Annotated in this window: 18 protein-coding genes; 3 read left to right on the top strand and 15 right to left on the bottom strand. The window is 64.1% G+C overall.

All coding sequences use genetic code 11. The features are described from left to right. Window positions 1-15 precede the first annotated feature (15 nt). Window positions 16-909, top strand: a complete 894-nt coding sequence (locus tag BHU06_RS12000) for an NAD(P)-dependent oxidoreductase (protein ID WP_175442844.1) — start codon at window positions 16-18, stop codon at window positions 907-909. Between the two features lie 13 nt (window positions 910-922). Here BHU06_RS12000 and BHU06_RS11995 read toward each other — a convergent pair whose 3' ends face one another. Both BHU06_RS11995 and BHU06_RS22525 read right to left on the bottom strand, forming a co-directional pair. Further along, window positions 923-1708 (bottom strand): hypothetical protein, encoded by a 786-nt coding sequence (locus tag BHU06_RS11995; RefSeq protein ID WP_070399415.1) that lies wholly within the window; start codon window positions 1706-1708, stop codon window positions 923-925. Window positions 1709-1730: 22 nt separating this feature from the next. Continuing rightward, complete coding sequence (locus BHU06_RS22525; RefSeq protein ID WP_139147057.1) at window positions 1731-1976, bottom strand: hypothetical protein; 246 nt, start codon at window positions 1974-1976, stop codon at window positions 1731-1733. Between the two features lie 109 nt (window positions 1977-2085). Between BHU06_RS22525 and BHU06_RS11990 the strand changes: the two genes are divergently transcribed. Together BHU06_RS11990 and BHU06_RS11985 are read left to right on the top strand one after the other, a co-directional pair. Then, window positions 2086-3003, top strand: a complete 918-nt coding sequence (locus tag BHU06_RS11990; RefSeq protein WP_175442843.1) for a DMT family transporter — start codon at window positions 2086-2088, stop codon at window positions 3001-3003. A gap of 9 nt (window positions 3004-3012) precedes the next feature. Beyond that, window positions 3013-4785: a hypothetical protein gene (locus tag BHU06_RS11985; RefSeq protein WP_070399413.1), complete on the top strand. Its 1773-nt coding sequence runs from the start codon at window positions 3013-3015 to the stop codon at window positions 4783-4785. Between the two features lie 179 nt (window positions 4786-4964). On the opposite strand, the gene BHU06_RS22125 is transcribed toward BHU06_RS11985, so the two are convergent. The 13 genes from BHU06_RS22125 to BHU06_RS11935 form a co-directional block, all read right to left on the bottom strand. Then, on the bottom strand, window positions 4965-5954 hold the full coding sequence (locus tag BHU06_RS22125) for a fumarylacetoacetate hydrolase family protein (RefSeq protein WP_083293189.1): 990 nt from the start codon (window positions 5952-5954) through the stop codon (window positions 4965-4967). Between the two features lie 38 nt (window positions 5955-5992). Continuing rightward, window positions 5993-6652, bottom strand: a complete 660-nt coding sequence (locus BHU06_RS22120) for a Crp/Fnr family transcriptional regulator (RefSeq protein WP_139147056.1) — start codon at window positions 6650-6652, stop codon at window positions 5993-5995. Between the two features lie 8 nt (window positions 6653-6660). Further along, window positions 6661-6987: a ferredoxin FdxA gene (gene fdxA, locus BHU06_RS22115; protein WP_083293187.1), complete on the bottom strand. Its 327-nt coding sequence runs from the start codon at window positions 6985-6987 to the stop codon at window positions 6661-6663. Next, complete coding sequence (locus tag BHU06_RS11980) at window positions 6984-7760, bottom strand: ferredoxin--NADP reductase (protein WP_070399412.1); 777 nt, start codon at window positions 7758-7760, stop codon at window positions 6984-6986. The genes fdxA and BHU06_RS11980 overlap by 4 nt, the downstream gene beginning before the upstream one ends. Window positions 7761-7767: 7 nt before the next feature. Further along, window positions 7768-8736, bottom strand: coding sequence for a tripartite tricarboxylate transporter substrate binding protein (locus BHU06_RS11975; RefSeq protein WP_070399411.1), 969 nt, complete (start codon window positions 8734-8736; stop codon window positions 7768-7770). Continuing rightward, a complete protein-coding gene (locus BHU06_RS11970; protein WP_083293186.1) occupies window positions 8733-10106 on the bottom strand; it encodes a (Fe-S)-binding protein in 1374 nt (457 codons plus the stop codon). Before BHU06_RS11970 ends, BHU06_RS11975 begins: the two co-directional genes overlap by 4 nt. Then, window positions 10103-10459: a RidA family protein gene (locus tag BHU06_RS11965; RefSeq protein WP_175442842.1), complete on the bottom strand. Its 357-nt coding sequence runs from the start codon at window positions 10457-10459 to the stop codon at window positions 10103-10105. The genes BHU06_RS11970 and BHU06_RS11965 overlap by 4 nt, the downstream gene beginning before the upstream one ends. 41 nt (window positions 10460-10500) lie before the next feature. Next, on the bottom strand, window positions 10501-10794 hold the full coding sequence (locus tag BHU06_RS11960) for a DUF1330 domain-containing protein (protein WP_070399408.1): 294 nt from the start codon (window positions 10792-10794) through the stop codon (window positions 10501-10503). Window positions 10795-11136: 342 nt separating this feature from the next. Continuing rightward, window positions 11137-11562 (bottom strand): hypothetical protein, encoded by a 426-nt coding sequence (locus BHU06_RS11955; RefSeq protein ID WP_139147055.1) that lies wholly within the window; start codon window positions 11560-11562, stop codon window positions 11137-11139. A gap of 444 nt (window positions 11563-12006) precedes the next feature. Then, window positions 12007-13935: a filamentous hemagglutinin N-terminal domain-containing protein gene (locus tag BHU06_RS11950; RefSeq protein ID WP_070399406.1), complete on the bottom strand. Its 1929-nt coding sequence runs from the start codon at window positions 13933-13935 to the stop codon at window positions 12007-12009. Window positions 13936-14140: 205 nt separating this feature from the next. After that, window positions 14141-14848, bottom strand: a complete 708-nt coding sequence (locus tag BHU06_RS11945; RefSeq protein WP_070399405.1) for a BON domain-containing protein — start codon at window positions 14846-14848, stop codon at window positions 14141-14143. Beyond that, the gene (locus BHU06_RS11940; RefSeq protein ID WP_070399404.1) at window positions 14845-15465 is read right to left on the bottom strand and encodes an SIS domain-containing protein; all 621 of its coding nucleotides are present in this window, start codon (window positions 15463-15465) and stop codon (window positions 14845-14847) included. The genes BHU06_RS11945 and BHU06_RS11940 overlap by 4 nt, the downstream gene beginning before the upstream one ends. Window positions 15466-15493: 28 nt before the next feature. Further along, a complete protein-coding gene (locus BHU06_RS11935) occupies window positions 15494-15898 on the bottom strand; it encodes a YraN family protein (protein WP_070399403.1) in 405 nt (134 codons plus the stop codon). Between the last annotated feature and the right edge of the window lie 45 nt (window positions 15899-15943).

Genomic DNA, 15943 nt, shown 5'->3' with positions numbered 1-15943 from the left:
CCCAGGAGACCCGCCTTGAACCCCAAGACCTACGAACCCACTCCCTCGCGCCGCGTCGCCTTCCTCGGACTGGGGGTCATGGGCAGCCCCATGGCAGGCCACCTGAAAGTGGCCGGCCACCAGGTCACCGTCTACAACCGCACCACCGCCAAGGCCGAGGCCTGGGCCCAGCAGCACGGCGGTGCCTTCAAGGCCACGCCGCGCGAAGCCGCGGCGGGCGCCGACATCGTCTTCTGCTGCGTCGGCAACGACGATGACCTTCGCTCGGTGACCCTGGGCGCCGACGGCGCCCTCGCCGGCATGAAGCCCGGCGCCATCCTCGTGGACCACACCACCGCCTCGGCCAACGTGGCGCGCGAGCTGTACGCCGCCGCCAAGGCGCTGGGCATCGCCTTCGTGGACGCGCCCGTCTCGGGCGGCCAGGCGGGCGCCGAGAACGGCCTGCTCACCGTCATGTGCGGCGGCGACCAGGCGGCCTTCGATGCGGTCAAGCCGGTGGCCATGGCCTTTTCGCGCGCCTTCACGCTCATGGGCGCGCCGGGCGCGGGCCAGCTCACCAAGATGGTCAACCAGATCTGCATCGCCGGCCTGGTCCAGGGCCTGTCGGAGGCCATCGCCTTCGGCCAGAAGGCCGGGCTGGACATGAACCTCGTGCTCGAGGTCATCGGCAAGGGCGCGGCCCAGAGCTGGCAGATGGACAACCGCGGCAAGACCATGGTGGCCGGCGAGTTCAACTTCGGCTTCGCGGTGGACTGGATGCGCAAGGACCTGGGCCTGGTGCTCGACGAGGCCAAACGCAACGGCGCGCGCCTGCCCGTCACGGCGCTGGTGGACCAGTTCTACGCCGACGTGCAGGCCATGGGCGGCCAGCGCTACGACACGTCCAGCCTGATCAAGCGGCTGAAGTGAGCGGTGTCCGGCCTCAGTCGCCGGACTTGTCCCGTTTTCTGGTGTCGGCGGCGTAGTGGCCCGACTCCGGCGGCAGGCCCTCGGTCTCGACGCGGATGGTGCGCCGGTAGGCCTGCCACTCCTGCGGACTCAGGGCCGGCGCGCCGTCCTCCTGCGCGCCCAGGCCATCCACTTCCTGTGACGAATGCGCGCGCTCGTCGTAGGTCTCGCGCAAGAGCGGCTGCACCTGCAGCAGCGGCACCGTCTTGGGCAGCATGATGTCCACGTCGGTGGCCAGGAGCTGGATGTTCATGAACAGGGGACACGGCCGGTAGCGGTCGGTCTCGATGATCCCCTCGAACGCGGAATAGAGAAAACTGCCGCGCATGTTGCTCGGCGGCCGCACCAGCACACTCCAGCCGGGGGCGGTGCTGCAGAGCAGGCCAGTCCAGACCTGCACCAGGCCGGGCATGGGCAGGCGTGTCAGAAAGGGGGGGGCCAGGTCCAGCAGGTCCTCGGGCGCGTGTTCGTTCCAGTGATCCGCGAACCCCGGCAACTCGGACCGCACCAGTGGCTGCCACTGGCCGCCACCTTCCCTGACGAAAACGTCGGCGCCGTTCCAGCGGAGGTGGACTTCCTCCGCCGGAAAGGCATACCAACCGAAAGAAGAGGCCACTCGCATGGCCTCGCAATGGCGATAAGCCATCGTGGGCATCAGGCCCAGCGCGGACTTGTCGGCCCGCATGGGCGAGATGGCAGCCGGATAGATGCGGTGGAACTTGATGGTGGGTTGCTGTTGCCTATCCGGCTGCTGGGGCATGGTGAGTGCTTCTCTGAAAGGTTCAGCGCTGGGTCGTGGTCCGCATTTTCTGCCGCATATGCGCAGCGACAGCAGGCGCTGTGATCCAGCCGCCGCCGATGAGCGCCTTTCTATCACCGCCCGCAGGCTGTTGCGGTGCCCGATATTCCGCATCGGCCAGATGCCGGCGCACATGCGCCGCCACAGCTGGCGCGGTGATCCACCCCCCGCCAATGACGGCCTTTTTCTCGGTGGAACGGTTCGAAGATGAGCTTTGAGTGATGTTCATCAGAATCTCCTGAAAGTTTCAAAGAAAGGACTAGACTGGCCCGCTCGCGAGCCGGGTCGATCAGACCACCAGGGGGAGTACCGTGCAATTCGCGCCATCCAACCGTCGCTTGAACGCCTACGGAGCCACAGTGGCTGTGGTGCTTCTGGCGTCCAGCGCGCCAGCGGTCACGCGGCTGTCCCTCACGCACCATCTGGGCCCCCTGGATCTGGTCCTGCTGCGCTGCGGCATCGGCGGGCTGGTGTTTCTGCCATTCCTGCTGATCCATTGGCGGCAGTTGCCTAGGAAACTGGCGGTGACGGGCTTGGCTCTCGCCTTTCTGCACGGCTGGGGAATGCACCTGACAGCGATCGCCGGCCTTCAGTTCTCCCCCGCCAGTCATGCGTCTGCCTTGGGGCCAGGCTTTCTCCCGGTGTGGGTCATGCTATGGCGCCGACTGGGGTACGGGGCAGCGCCAGACTGGCGACAAACGCTGGGTCTTGCCTTGATCGCCATGGGCGCGCTAATGCTGCTGGGCTATTCGTCGTGGACGTCCTTCGACAGCCGGATATGGATTGGCGACCTGTTCTTTCTGCTGTCGTCGGCACTGGCAGCGGCCTACCTCGTTTATGTCCAGCAACATGAGGTGGACCCCATGCAGGCCGCGGCATTGGTGGCGGTGTATTCGGGCATCGTTGGGGGACTGTTGCTGCTGGCATCGCCTGCGTCGTCTGCACTCTGGACCGCGCCCGCTTCAGAGGTGCTGACTCAGGCAATCTTCCAGGGCCTCGGCATGGGGGCCTGCGCTGTCCTGTTGGCCAGCTACGCCACGCGCCAACTCGGCAGCCAACGCGTTGCCGTCTTCTTCGCTGCCATCCCCGTGTTGTCCATGTTCCTTGGCCGGGCCATCGTCGGCGATGGCATTCATCCTCATGAGGCAATGGCGGTAGTCCTGGTCAGTTCGGGCATCCTCATCGCCAGTGTGCTCGCCGGCATCGATCCGGCGAAATCCGCTCCCTTTTCAAGGAACAACCGCATTCAGTCCTGAGATCACGCCATGAGTGCCGCCGACACCACCTTCCCCAGTTCCCGAATCGAAGAACGCCCACTGATGGCGATGGACATCGCCGACAACACGACAGGTACCTGGGGCGGATCCGATCCGCTCATGGACCGACTTCAGCATTGGGCGGGCGATGCGTATTGGCAGTTGCTGTCGCACCACAAGGGGCACATCGTCAGACAAACGAACCACGGCCTGATGATGGAATTTGCCGACGCTCGCCACTGCGTGCAGGCGGCCTTTGCGCTGAATCAGCTGGCTGATGCTTTGAATGGGCGGACAGATGCCTCGAAGCATTTGCACTTGCGCGCGGGTGCGCATCTGGCCAGCTATGGCCACGGCCAGCTTGAGCCCGTCGATCGCGACGTGCAACTGACCTCGGAGTTGACGGCATTGGCCGCGCCCGGCGAAGTCCTGGTCACAGCCGAACTGCGCGATCGGCTGGCAAATGGTCTCGACGCCGACTTCGAAGACCTGGGCCATTGGGTGGAGTCGTTCGTCCAACCCGTGCGCCTATTCCGAGCCCATCCGACACACGGGGCAATTTCGGACCGCCTTACCGCAGAGGCTCAGGACCTCCGCCCGGCCTTGGCCGTTATTCCCTTTCAGGCCAACGCACCAGAAGTCAAGCACTGGGTGCTCGGCGAGTTGATCGCCGATGGCGTGATCGCACGCTTGTCCCACAGCATCGGCTTACGGGTGATCGCGCGGCAATCCACGTCGGCCCTGCGCGGCAGTAGCGAACTCGCCGAGATCGAACGACACCTGGGTGCGACCTTCATTCTGTCAGGCAGCTACAGCATACGCAACGACAAACTCGTTGTGACGGCCGAACTGGCCGAAGCGCGCAGCCACACCCTGCTGTGGACCGGTCACTTGCAGCACGCGCTGAGCGATCTGCTGCAGGAGCAAAGCGAGCTGCTGCACGAGTTGGCGCGCACGGTGGCGCAGGCGCTGGACAAGGCGCACGTGAGCCAGGCCTTGACGCGTCCGCTGCCGAGCCTGGACAGCAGCTTTCTCATGCTGGCCGGAATTTCGATGGTGCACAGCCATTCCATCAAGGCCTTCGATCGTGGGCGCGCAACCTTGAACGAGTTGACCATGCGGCACCCCGAACACGCACTGCCCCGTGCGTGGTTGGCCATGTGGCACGCCTTGAATGTGGTCAAGGGAACCAGTGGCAACGTGGCCCGCGACATCAGGCAGGCCCGCGAGCAGACGCAGCATGCGCTGGACGTCGAACCCAAGAATGCGATGGCCCTCGCGGTGGAAGGCTACATCCAATGCCAATTGCTGAGCGATCCTCAGCAGGCAAGCCACTATCTGGCGTCGGCCGTTGAAGCCAACCCCAGCGAGCCCATGGCGTGGCTATTCAAAAGCCTGTATTCCGCTGGCTGGGGCTCCAGTTCCCTGTCGGTGACCGAGGCGTACGTCGCGCGCTCGCTTTCACCCGTCGACCCCTTGCGATACTTCTTTGACCTGCTCACGGGCAATGCCTTGCTTGCTGATCGCCAGTTGGACCAAGCGGTTGCTTGTGGCCGCCTGTCCTTGAGGGCCCACAAGCACCACGTCCCCACGCTGCGTTTGCTGCTGACGGCTCATGCGGAACTGGGGCAGTTCGACGAAGGCAAGGCCATCCTGAACCAGTTGCGAGCCGAGGCACCGGAACTGACTGTGTCCTCGTATCTCGCCATAGGCAGCGCAGAAAGCCCCATGCGCCAGCGCATCGCCAATGCCATGCGGCAACTGGGCCTTCCCGAGACCTGACTAACTGAGCAGCTGAGCCCCATCGACCACGCCCTCTCTTTGCAGGCCGTTTCCGTCGTTGGCCCCGACTTGCAAACTGCCGACGCCCCCATTTCAAACCATCGGTTTGTAGAGCGCCCGCTACTGGAGAAAGCGAACTTCGCACACGGTTCAGGTATCCCCGAAACGCCCTTTCTCCCCTAGGCACACGATGACACTACAACTTTCTGATGGATAGGACCAAATACCGTATGACCGCTAGAGTCGAAGGCCTCAATCCGCACGGTCTCGCCATCTTGCAAGTAGGGAGTCGCCGCCCTGCCTTCTTCCAGGATCTCGAGCATTCGCTTCTCCGCAATGCAGCCGAACCCAGCGCCCGCGCGGCGATTGGAAACTGTACCTGCTCCCAGCAACGTACCGGCACAAACGGAGCGAGTACGACACAGGTGAGACGCGAGATCAGCGAACGAGAAGTGCATGTCCTCTCCGCTGCGCAGATTGCCCACCTGCTCGTTGTTGCGCCAGACCGCCAAGTCAAGATGCACACGTTCCCCATCCCATGCGGGGCCCAACTCATCGAGCGTCACGGCCACTGGTGAGAAGGCGGAAGCGGGTTTGCTCTGGACGAAGCCAAAACCCTTTGCCAGTTCAGTCGGGATCAAATCACGCAAAGAAACGTCGTTGACCAAAACGGCAAGTCGCGCGCCTTTGGACGCCGCCTCGGCAGATACGCCAGCGGGCAAGTCGCCCAGTATCAGCGCCAGTTCGGCCTCAAAGTCGATGCCCCAGGATGCATCCTGGAAAACAATGTCATCGGTGGGCCCCAACAGCATGTCACTACCACCTTGGTACATCAAGGGATCACTGTAGAGCTCAGCTGGCATGGCAGCACCCCGAGCCTTGCGAACCAATTCAACATGATTGAGATAAGCCGAGCCATCCGCCCACTGGTAGGCCCTAGGCAGAGGCGCCATACACATGGAAGCCTGGAAGGGGAAGGCACCTGCAAGCTGGCCGGCCTCCAGTAAGGCAGCCCTACGCCTCAGGTCCCGCTCCACAGCGTCCCATCGGTCCAGGGCACATTGGAGCGTCTGGGCTATATCCGAGACAAACACAGCTTCTTCCAGTCGGGAAGTGACAAGAACCAACTGTCCATCGCGTGACCCATCGCGGTAGGTTGCGAGCTTCATTCAGCTATCTCCAGAGTTCGCGAGCGCGCTATCTGCGCTCAGAGCATCAGTCCCTTAGGATCCAGAATGGCAATGCATCCTGGCTGACGGGTAACGAGGCCGCGCCGCTCAAAATCGGCGAGTGTCAGACTTACCCAAGTCCGGCTTGCGCCGATCATCTTTCCAAGGTCATCGTGGGTGAGATCGCGCACCGCCTGTTCTCCGCTGGGCATTCGGGTAGCCAGGGCCACCAGAATGCGCCCAAGGCGCTGCGATGCCGAATCCAGCACAAGTGGCGCGCTGCGCTCAATATTCTCTACGGCCAGAAGGGCCAGCAGGCGAGTGATGTTGTGGGAGAAGCGTGGGAAGCGGCCCATGCTGGCAACAAAATCACTGGTTGAAAGGATGGAGACATCCACATGCCCTACTGCTTCAGCCGAGAGAATCCGCGGTCGCTGAAGCACGGCAGCGGCCAAACCAAGGATGCTGCCGCCTGTCAGCAGGCTGAGCGTGAACTCTTCCCCTTCGGGTGATGTGATGAACAGCCGCACCCGTCCATTGCGCACCACAACCAGCGTATCGCTGGGCTCACCCTGACTGAAGATCACTCCTCGAGGAGAATAGGAACGGGCACGCATCAGGCTGTGCACAGCCTCTGCCTCGTCGTGACTGAGGCCTTGCAGCGCCTGGTTCCATTTGGGATTGTTCCGCCGTTCCATCAAGCACACTACGCCGCAGTCTCGGTGAAGTATCTAGCGTACTTGTCGGCCTCACCACGAAACAGGTCCGCATCGGGTGGGGCGCGTTTGGGCTCCGAAATAACTGGCCACTGAGCAGCCATGCGTTGATTGAGGTCGCGCCAGAGTGGCGCCGCATCCATATCAAACACGATCGCCCCAGCTGGGCACTCCGGCTCACATACGCCACAGTCTATGCACGCTGCCGGGTCAATGACCAGCATGTTGCGCCCCTCCCTGAACGCGTCTACTGGGCAAATGGCCACGCAATCGGTGTACTTGCACCGGATACAGCTCTCGGTGACCACGTAGCTCATGTCTCTACGAAAGCTCGCTCGAACACGTAGTCGCCGGCATCGCCTGTGCAGGGAGATGCCTCAAACCCGCGGGCATCCAGTTCGGCACGGATCTCTGCCAGAGCAGGCGAATTTCCGCAGATCATCACCCTGTCCGAGGCGGGCGAGAGCAGGGGCAATCCCAGGTCGTTCGCCAGACGACCGCTGCGAATGAGCTCAGGTATGCGCCCTGTCACCTTGAACGGCTCGCGCGTACAGGTCGGGTAGTACACGAGTCTTCGGGCAACCTGTTCACCCAGGTACTCGTCGTTGGGCAGGTGCACCTGCAGTTCCTCTGCATACGCCAGCTCGCTCACATACCGAACCCCATGGACCAGAACGACGCGCTCGAACCGTTCATAGACCTCCAGGTCGCGCACAAGGCTCATGAAGGGCGCCAGCCCCGTTCCCGTGGCGAGAAGGTACAGATTGCGGCCTGGACGCAAATCGTCGAGCACAAGGGTCCCCACGGCCTTGCTGCCGACCAGCACCTCGTCCCCTTCACTAAGATGCTGGAGCCGCGACGTCAACGCACCATCAGGTACTTTGATGCTGAAGAACTCAAGCTCCTCTGCGTGGTTCGGGCTGGCGATGCTGTATGCACGCATCAAAGGTTTGCCTGCCACAGGCAGGCCCACCATGATGAAGTGTCCATTTCGAAAACGAAGACCGGGCGCACGCGTGGTGGTGAAGCTAAACAGCGTGTCATTCCAGTGCCTTATGGAGGTCACGCGTTGGGTGGTGATGGCACTCATGCTCGGCTCACTGCACCTTGATGTTGCTCTCGCGGACCACGCGGGACCAGCGCGACACTTCCGACCGGATGAAGCGGTCGTACTCCTGCGGGCTGCTGCCCACGGGCTCCATGCCGAAATCTCTTACCTTCGCAGCGAATGTCGGCTCCTTCACCACGGCAGCAATGTCCGCACCGAGCTTGTCAATCACGGGCCGTGGCACTTTGCTGGACGTCACCATGCCAAAGGCGGACACCACTTCAAAGCCAGGCACCGTCTCCGCAATCGTGGGATACGTGGGGTCACTGGGCATCCGATCCTTCAAGGTGATGCCGAGTACTTTCAACCGGCCAGCCCGGACATACTCCCTGACAGGTGCCCACACGTCGAACATCAGGGGGACGCGACCGCTGAGCACGTCGGCATGGGCAGCCGCGCTGCCACCGTAAGGCACATGCAACAGGTCGGTACCCGCAAGGGAGTTGAGCAGCGCACCGGACATGTGGTTGAGGGTTCCGGCACCCGGCGTGGCGTAGCTCAGTGTGGCCGGCTGCGCTTTGGAAAGCGCGATCAGCTCGCGCACGTTGTTGGCCGGCACCGATGGATGGGCCACCAGCACACAGGCCGACGTGGTGATCTGGCTCACTCCCGCGAGGTCGCCCAGCGTGTCGTATGGCAGGTCGCTGCGAATGGCGGGGTTGACCACATGCGCCATGACCACCATTCCGATGGTGTGGCCGTCCGCAGGGGCCTTGGCAACCAGGTTGGTACCGATGGTGGAGCCACCACCTGCACGGTTCTCGATCACCACCGGTTGCTTCCACTTCTCCGACAGCCTTTCACCCAGCATGCGAGCCAGCACGTCGGTGGGCCCCCCGGCGGTGAACGGCACCACGATACGCACGGGCTTTGACGGGAACACCTCCTGCGCCCTCAATGGCAAGACCGTCCAGGCGGCAACTGCAATGGCGAGCACGGATCGCGTCAAGAACTTCATGAGAGACCTCCAGCGGTGGGTAGGTGAGAGACGTGGGTGGATGGAGTGAAAGTACTTCTGGGTGCATCTGTCGCCAGGCAGTCCAGGCCGCCCTTGAACTCAGAGACCGAAAAGATCTCCGCGCCATGACGCTCCAGCCATTCGCTGTCGATCGACAGACCATTCTTCTGCAGCAAGGGTTGGGAAGCCTCCACGATGGCCCTCCAGTCATCGAGGTGACGGAGCTCCTTGAGCCGATCCGGATGTGGCGCCTGCCCCAGTGCCTGAGCGAGAAGTTCGGTGAAGTTCACCACCTCGAAATCTTCGGTTCTCTCAAGTCCGATGAAGGCCATGTGACAACCGTGATACAGCGTGACCAGCGCATCGGCCTGGTGAAATCTGACCCGGTCGACAAGGTGCTGATGCTCTTGAGCCTGCAACGATGGCGTCTTGGAGCAACCCGAACCACCGCAGGTGTAAGAGGACTCCAGGACTGCTTCCACCACCTCAAGCCCCGGGATCGAACGCAGCAGGGATTCAACGTTGCGCCCGATCTCGGGCATCCCATGATGAGCGTGCAGAACCACCCGGCGAGGAATCTCCTGGACAAAGAGCTCCTTCAGCCGATCCGCACGAGTCATGAAGTAGTCCGTAACATGGTCGAACTCATGTTCACGGGGAACAAAGCCTTGCATGGTTTCGTTCAAATGAATTTCACAGGTCGGACACCAGTTCAAAACCTTCTCTGGCTCGAAAGCTTCAAAGCGTTTGATCGTGTGAGCCGTGACACGTCCACCCACTTGCAGCTCCCCCTGCCACTTGGAGGCGATGACACCACAGCACGATGAGGGTCCCCCGGCCACTTCGTAGTCCACCTCCAACGCATCAAGGATCGCCATGGTGTTGAACATGAGGTTTGGCGTTCGAAGTGCATTGCAGCCGGTGTAGAAGACCACTTGTGCCTTGCGCGGACGCGTCGGCATGAACAGCCGGGCGTAATCCGATGGCAGCAACTGCATGGCGATCATCAGTTTGATGGACCGTGCCATGCGTCGAAAGAGTTGGGGCGTTCTGCTTTCTCGGGCAGCGTCATGCATGCTTGCCAGCATCAGCAGGCGCCGAGGATTGATTTCTTCCGGGCATGCAGGGATGCAATCACCACATCCGTTGCACCCGTGCAGCCAATCGGACGAGGCCGCTTCCGGTGCAGCGCCGGTACGCAGCAGATTCAAGACACCACCAATCACCTGGCGGGGTTCCGCGCCGGAGGCCGCACCGTGCGGAACAACGGGACACACCTCAACGCATCGCGCGCATCGCGTGCATGTCGCAAGCAAGTCTTCAATCTCGCTGCCCAGGTAGGCGCCCGCATCAGCGGCCATGGTGCTCATGGCTTCTGACCCGGCAGATGCACAACCGCCTCAACTTCAACCAGCATGCGAGGGTCAATCAACCGGGAGACCTCCAGCAACGTAGCGGCGGGCTTACCGACAAAATAGGGAGCCCGGAGTTCGATCGTCTCGGTATGGAATCGCTCAATATCGGTCGTGTACAGCGTGAGCTTCACTGCGTCCTCCCAGCGGGCGCCAGCCGCCTTGATGATGTCGTCGAGATTGCGAAAGCATTGAGCGGTCTGCTCTCTCATGTCTCCCTCGCCAACAAGCTGCCCCTGAGAATCTCGGGCCGTTACACCGGCGGTATGCAGCGTCAGGCCGGAGTGCACCACGCCCAGGGAGAACTTCACCGTGCTCTCCCAAGGCTTTCCTACCTCGACTACACGGCGACTCATGCTGGAAACCCTTTCAGCAGCAGGACGACGCCTTCCGCGCCTGCGTGGCGGTCCTTGGCAATCTCCTGGTACTCGGGCGAGTCCGCCCAGGTGCGGTAGGTCGACTCATCGGGAAAGGAAAGCAGAACCACCTTGTCAGCGGACCAACTGCCCTCTTCCACACGAGGTGCTTCGTCCGCGGCGAGGACCTGCCCCGCGTACTGCCGAAAGACAGGCCCGAATGCAGCCTGGTAGCGGTCGTAGGCTGGCCGATCCTTGAATTTGAGTTGAGCGACAACGTATACAGCCACAGGAACGCCCTTCTGAGTTAAGGAAGTTCCAGTGTCCTACTGCGTGACCGTCTTGCCGGTTAAGTTCTTAACAGCGGATGTGAAATCCCCTGCCCGCGGTCATCAGGCACTTCTCAAGGAGGAGCCCGGCCTCCCGATGTTCCGCTGGTGCATCTGGTGAGCTACCGACCACGAGACGCGGCAGTCGCTTTGATCGCATGCCTGAGGACGCCGGGCACGACCGCAGCGCAATTCCTGCCCCATGTCTTTGGCCTGACCTGCGCGGTTTCATCTTCCACCTCAACAAGGTGTCTATGAAACCGGCAGCAGCCCACACGACCCCATCGGCGGCGAACTCCGCGCTCAAGAAGGAAATTCGACCTCGATCGGCTTTTGCTCTGGATCCGCCAGAAAGCGCACGTAGGTTTGCACGGCGAGCTTGTATTGAGCGAAGCTGACCTCGCCGCCTTCGCCTTGGCTGTATAGCCCCTCGAACCAGACTTTGTCAGGGGTGATGTAGGCCACCCAGGCGTTGCCATCGGCTTCGATGTAGGAGGTTTCACCAGCCTCGATCTGGCGAATGCCTTCGAGGAAGTTTGCTCCTGAGCCTTTGGCGCTTTGGATGTCGCTGTAGATGGCCCCGCACATCAACTCGAACGCAGGCAAAAGGTTTCCCAATCCGTCATAAACATGAAGGTCGAGATCTACCTTGTAATGCTTCCCCTCTTCCGGCTTGACGATCCAATCTCCGGGCCGACATCTAAGAAAGAGCTGATTTTTCGTGCTCATGGTTTTCCGATTGGATAGAACGTGGTTCTCTGATTCTTCGCGTCCCATCGAAACTGAATCTGAATGCCGCTTGGCGAGGTGGCGTCAAAGCCAGTCCCCCAGCGAAGTTGTCCACCCAAGCACCCTTCTTCGAATCCCAAATCTGCACCCGTGCCTCATATGTTCCGTTGGCGTTGTATTTAATCTCAGCTCCGGGCTGTATGCGCGCCTCCCCCTCCGCTGAGAACTCCGCGTGGTAGCCCGCACAAGCGGCGCCGTCAACGACCGCGCCCGTGCCGGCCATCTGCAAACCGATGCCGATATTGCCCGCGCGGCCCTTGCTCTCTCTGAGCCCTGCCCTTCAATGGCGCCTGGCGCGACGAAGAACGTGGACCGATCAATCCGCTATTGCATAAAGCGCTTTCCGCTGAGCTATGGCAACAGCAATCAACTCATCCAGTGCTGTCAGAAAACGCAGGAGCTCGGCAGAACGCCGCCGGCCACGATCTCGCTGTCTTGGTTGCTGAGCCGTTCGCTCGCGTCGATGCGCATGCCGCCGCCCGAGAGGATTTGCCCGGGCTCGCTGTGCACGGTCTTGAGCGCGGGGCGGGTCTCGGTGACGGTTTGGTAGATGTCGAAGGGGCGCAGCTCGGCGTTGATGGCGCCTCTCACCGCCCCGAGCGTCTCGCCCAGCGCCACCCAGGGGGCGGCCTGGGCCTGCCAGGCGGCGAGTTCGCGCTGGTAGGCGCTCAGGTCCACGGGGACGGCGCCGTCGGGAACTGGCGGGCGGGGCATGGGGCCCGGAGGCTCGCCGGGCGGTGGGGCCACGCCCAGGGCGGCCCAGATGGGGTCGCCGCGGCGGTAGTTGAACTGCGCGTCTTGCCAGACCTGGGCCTCGCTGTCTCCACTGCCCACGGTGACGATGCCGGCGGCGACAAAGGGCTCGGGGCCGTGGTACCAGGCATTGAACTGCGGGTCGCTCACGCCCAGGGCCTCGGCGCTGGCCCGGGTGAGGATCCAGGGGCGGCCATAGCGCACGTAGTCGTTCCAGCCTTCGCTGCCCTGCATCAGCGAGAGGGGTTTGACGGCCATCCAGGCGATCTCGCTCGCATCGACTTCGCCGCTGGGGGTGAAGTACAGGGTGCGGGTGGTGGTGGTGCCGCCGTCCGTGGTGACTTCGGTCTGCAGGTGCTCGTTGGCGTTGATGAGCACGCGCGCCTTGACGTCCAGCTCACCCAGGGCTTCGATGCGCGCGCTGCGGTTCTCGATGCGCTCGGCCGCGAGGGCCATGTCCGCGCCGCTGAGGATGAGGCCACCGCGCCGGTTGCTGATGGATTCACGGGCCTGGATGGACAGATCGCCCCGCGCGGCGATGACGGCCCCCTCGCCGTTGTTGACGGTGTCGGCGCCGAGGCCCACGCGCTCGCCCACGATGACGGCGCCCGCGGCGTTGTCCACCCCCTGGGCCTTCACCTGCAGCTCGCCCTCGCTTTGCAGGCTGCCTTTGTTGACGAGCCAGCCGTCGGCGCGCAGCTGCAGCGGGCCGCTCTCGGCGGAGATGACCCCCTGGTTGTTCACGCCCAGCCCGGCCTCGGTGCCGATGAGCTGGATCTGGCCGGCGTACATGCCGCCGACGGCGGCCACGTCCAGCGCGAAGGCAGGGGCCTCGCCCGCGGGCGGGGCCGCGCCCGTGGGCCGCTGGCTGGTCGCGTCGATGGTGTTGGCGCCACTGACGAGCGTCAGGCGCTGCGCCCAGAGCGCGGCGTTGAGCTGCGTGGCGCGCGCCAGGATGGCGGTGGCGTCGGCGCCGCGCGCGTCCAGGCCCGCGCCCTCGACGCGGACTTGCCCGCCCTGCACGAGGTAGGCGTCCAGCGCGCCGCCGTTGAAGACGGGCGTGCCGGTGGTGAGCGTGACGCCGCTGGCGTTGAGGAAGGCCGCGCCGTCGACCTGGATGCCCGAGGGGTTGGCGATGACCACCTCGGCGCGCTGGCCGGCCACTTCAATCGGGCCCTTGAGCCAGCTGGGGTCGCTGGAGTTGACCTCGTTGAGGATGATGCGCGCGCCACCCGTGGCCAGCCAGGGGTTGCCCGCCACCCAGCCGCCCAGCTGGGTCTGCGCCTCGCCGCGGCTGTTGTTCAGGATCGCCCCCGCGGCGCCCACATCGAACTGGCGGTAGCTGTTGCGGCTCACGCCCGCCGCACTGGGCGTCTGGATGTTGACCAATGCCACGCCGCGGCCCGCCGACAGCACCGTCGGCCGCTGGCGCCCCGGCGCCCCCGGGTCGGCCACGATCTGCGGCCAGGCTGGCGTACCGATCGACCAAGCACCCATGGCCACGGCCACCGCCATGGCCATGCGCTGAAACACCATGCGCTGGCGCGTCTTGCTGCTCATCCCCTGCCCCCTGATGCGAGTCACAACGCCGCGCCATGGGCACGGAATGCACGATCACATCAGCGCGAGGCAGAACGCCGAATACCGCCTCAACAGTAGTTGGGGAAAGCTTGAGGGATTCTTGAGGCCAGTCGCACGCCCCGCCCACTGTCGGGGACGGGTTCCATCACAACTCACTCACGGGGTGTTGCGCACCCCGTCGCGCTCACTGGCGCGGCGCGGTGGTCGCAGGCGCGCTGCTGCCCGGCGGCGGCGTCACGACGTTCGAGGGCTGAACGGACGGCTCCGGCGCCAGTCGCTTCAGCTCTTCTTCGGTCAGCACCTCGAATACGCGCACCACGCGCTGCACGCCGTCCACGTTGCGGGCCACGTGGGTGGCGCGCTCGGCTTCCTTGGCGGTGACACGGCCCATCAGATACACCACGTTGTTGGTGGTGGTGACCTTGATGGCGGTGGTGGGGATGTCGCGCGCGTCCACGAAGCCCGCCTTGATGCGGCCCGTGATCAAGGTGTCGGTGGTGCGCTGCGAGAAGCCCGGCGAGTTGATCACCTGCAGCTCGTTGACGATGCTGCGCACGTTGTCCACGCCCGACACGATGCTCTGGGCCTCGGCCTTGGTGGCCTCGTTCTGCACCTCGCCGGTGAGCAGCACCTGGCGGTTGTAGCTGTTGACGTAGACATTGGCGCGCCCGCCCAGCTGATCGCGGATGCGGCTGCCGGCGCGCATTTCGATGGTCTGGTCCTCCAGCTGCGTGGCCGAGCTGCGGCGGTCGGAGGCCACCAGCGCGGTGCCCACGGCCGCGCCGCCCAGCACCAGCGGCGCGCAGGCGGACAGCACGAGCGACAGGCCGACAGCCCCCAGCACGGCGGTGCCCAGGCGGGTTCGGTTCGCGGAAGGTCGGGTCGTGGTCATGCGGGGTTCTCCGTGTCGATGGGGGTGGAATCGGGCAGGCCGAGCAGTTGGGCGTCGAGGCCGTCGGCCAGGCAGTGCAGCACCAGCAGCTGCACCTCGAGCACGCGCGAGGCTTGCTCGTGGGGGACGCCAATGTGCACGTCGGTGTCGCGCAGCAGGGCGGCCACGCGGCCACCGCGCGCGCCGGTCAGGGCCACCACGGTCATCTCGCGCTCGTGCGCGGCCTCGATGGCGGCCACCAGGTTGCCGGCCTGGCCGTCGGTGCTGAAGACCAATAGCACGTCGCCCGCGAGGCCCAGGGCATGGATCTGGCGCGCGAAGACCTGTCGGCCGTCGAAATCGTTGGCGATGCCGGTGAGCACGGCGGCGTCGGCCGACAGGGAGTGCGCGGCCAGGCCGGGGCGGTCGCGCTCGTGGCGGCCCAGGATGTGCACCACGAACTGCTGGGCCAGCGCGGCACCGGCGCCATTGCCGCAGGCCAGCACCTTGCCACCGCCCGTGAGGCCGGCCAGCAAGGCCGACACCGCGCCCTCGACCAGAGGGGCGAGCACCGGCGCGCTCTGGTACTTGAGGTCGGCGCTGTCGATGAATTGCTGTTGAATGCGCTGCAAGAGCATGGGCGCGATGATAGCCGTGGGCCTCGTGTCAAAAAGAAAACGGATCGCTGGCGTCGAATGCCGCGCGCAGCCACTGAAGCTCCCCGCCGTCGCCGTGGATGAGCACGGCGTCGAAGCGTGCACGTGGCATGGACCGCTGCCGCGCCAGAAAGTGCCGCGCCGCGAACACGATGCGCCGGCGCTTCGTGGCATCGATGCTCGCGGCCGCGCCGCCATAGGCCCCTGATCGGCGCTGGCGCACCTCGACGAAGACCAGCGTGCCGTCGGGCTCCCGCATAATCAGATCGATCTCGCCGCCGCCGCGCCCGGGCGTGCGGAAGTTGCGCTGCACCAAGCTCAGCCCCTGGCCTTGCAGGTGCGCCAAGGCCCTGTCCTCGGCCCGCTGGCCGGCCTCGCGCGCCGGCTTCGGCGCCCCTGATGGAAACCACCGCACGTGTCACCCCCTGCCCTTGAACTGCTCCACGCCGCGCGCGCCGCG

Origin of the sequence: Hydrogenophaga sp. PML113 (assembly GCF_001777155.1) — a bacterium.
GTDB classification, from domain to species: Bacteria; Pseudomonadota; Gammaproteobacteria; order Burkholderiales; family Burkholderiaceae_C; genus Hydrogenophaga; species Hydrogenophaga borbori.
Note: the sequence above shows the minus strand (reverse complement) of the source record. Positions and strands in the feature narration are given on the sequence as shown.

Bases quoted from the DNA above. Each gene is read 5' to 3' on its own strand.
- BHU06_RS22125 (WP_083293189.1), bottom strand. From the start codon at position 5,954: ATGAAGCTCGCAACCTACCGCGATGGGTCACGCGATGGACAGTTGGTT.
- BHU06_RS11975 (WP_070399411.1), bottom strand. From the start codon at position 8,736: ATGAAGTTCTTGACGCGATCCGTGCTCGCCATTGCAGTTGCCGCCTGG.
- BHU06_RS11955 (WP_139147055.1), bottom strand. From the start codon at position 11,562: ATGAGCACGAAAAATCAGCTCTTTCTTAGATGTCGGCCCGGAGATTGG.
- BHU06_RS11985 (WP_070399413.1), top strand. From the start codon at position 3,013: ATGAGTGCCGCCGACACCACCTTCCCCAGTTCCCGAATCGAAGAACGC.
- BHU06_RS11950 (WP_070399406.1), bottom strand. From the start codon at position 13,935: ATGAGCAGCAAGACGCGCCAGCGCATGGTGTTTCAGCGCATGGCCATG.
- BHU06_RS11940 (WP_070399404.1), bottom strand. From the start codon at position 15,465: ATGCTCTTGCAGCGCATTCAACAGCAATTCATCGACAGCGCCGACCTC.
- BHU06_RS11980 (WP_070399412.1), bottom strand. From the start codon at position 7,760: ATGAGTGCCATCACCACCCAACGCGTGACCTCCATAAGGCACTGGAAT.
- fdxA (WP_083293187.1), bottom strand. From the start codon at position 6,987: ATGAGCTACGTGGTCACCGAGAGCTGTATCCGGTGCAAGTACACCGAT.
- BHU06_RS11945 (WP_070399405.1), bottom strand. From the start codon at position 14,848: ATGACCACGACCCGACCTTCCGCGAACCGAACCCGCCTGGGCACCGCC.
- BHU06_RS22120 (WP_139147056.1), bottom strand. From the start codon at position 6,652: ATGGAACGGCGGAACAATCCCAAATGGAACCAGGCGCTGCAAGGCCTC.
- BHU06_RS11970 (WP_083293186.1), bottom strand. From the start codon at position 10,106: ATGAGCACCATGGCCGCTGATGCGGGCGCCTACCTGGGCAGCGAGATT.
- BHU06_RS22525 (WP_139147057.1), bottom strand. From the start codon at position 1,976: ATGAACATCACTCAAAGCTCATCTTCGAACCGTTCCACCGAGAAAAAG.
- BHU06_RS11995 (WP_070399415.1), bottom strand. From the start codon at position 1,708: ATGCCCCAGCAGCCGGATAGGCAACAGCAACCCACCATCAAGTTCCAC.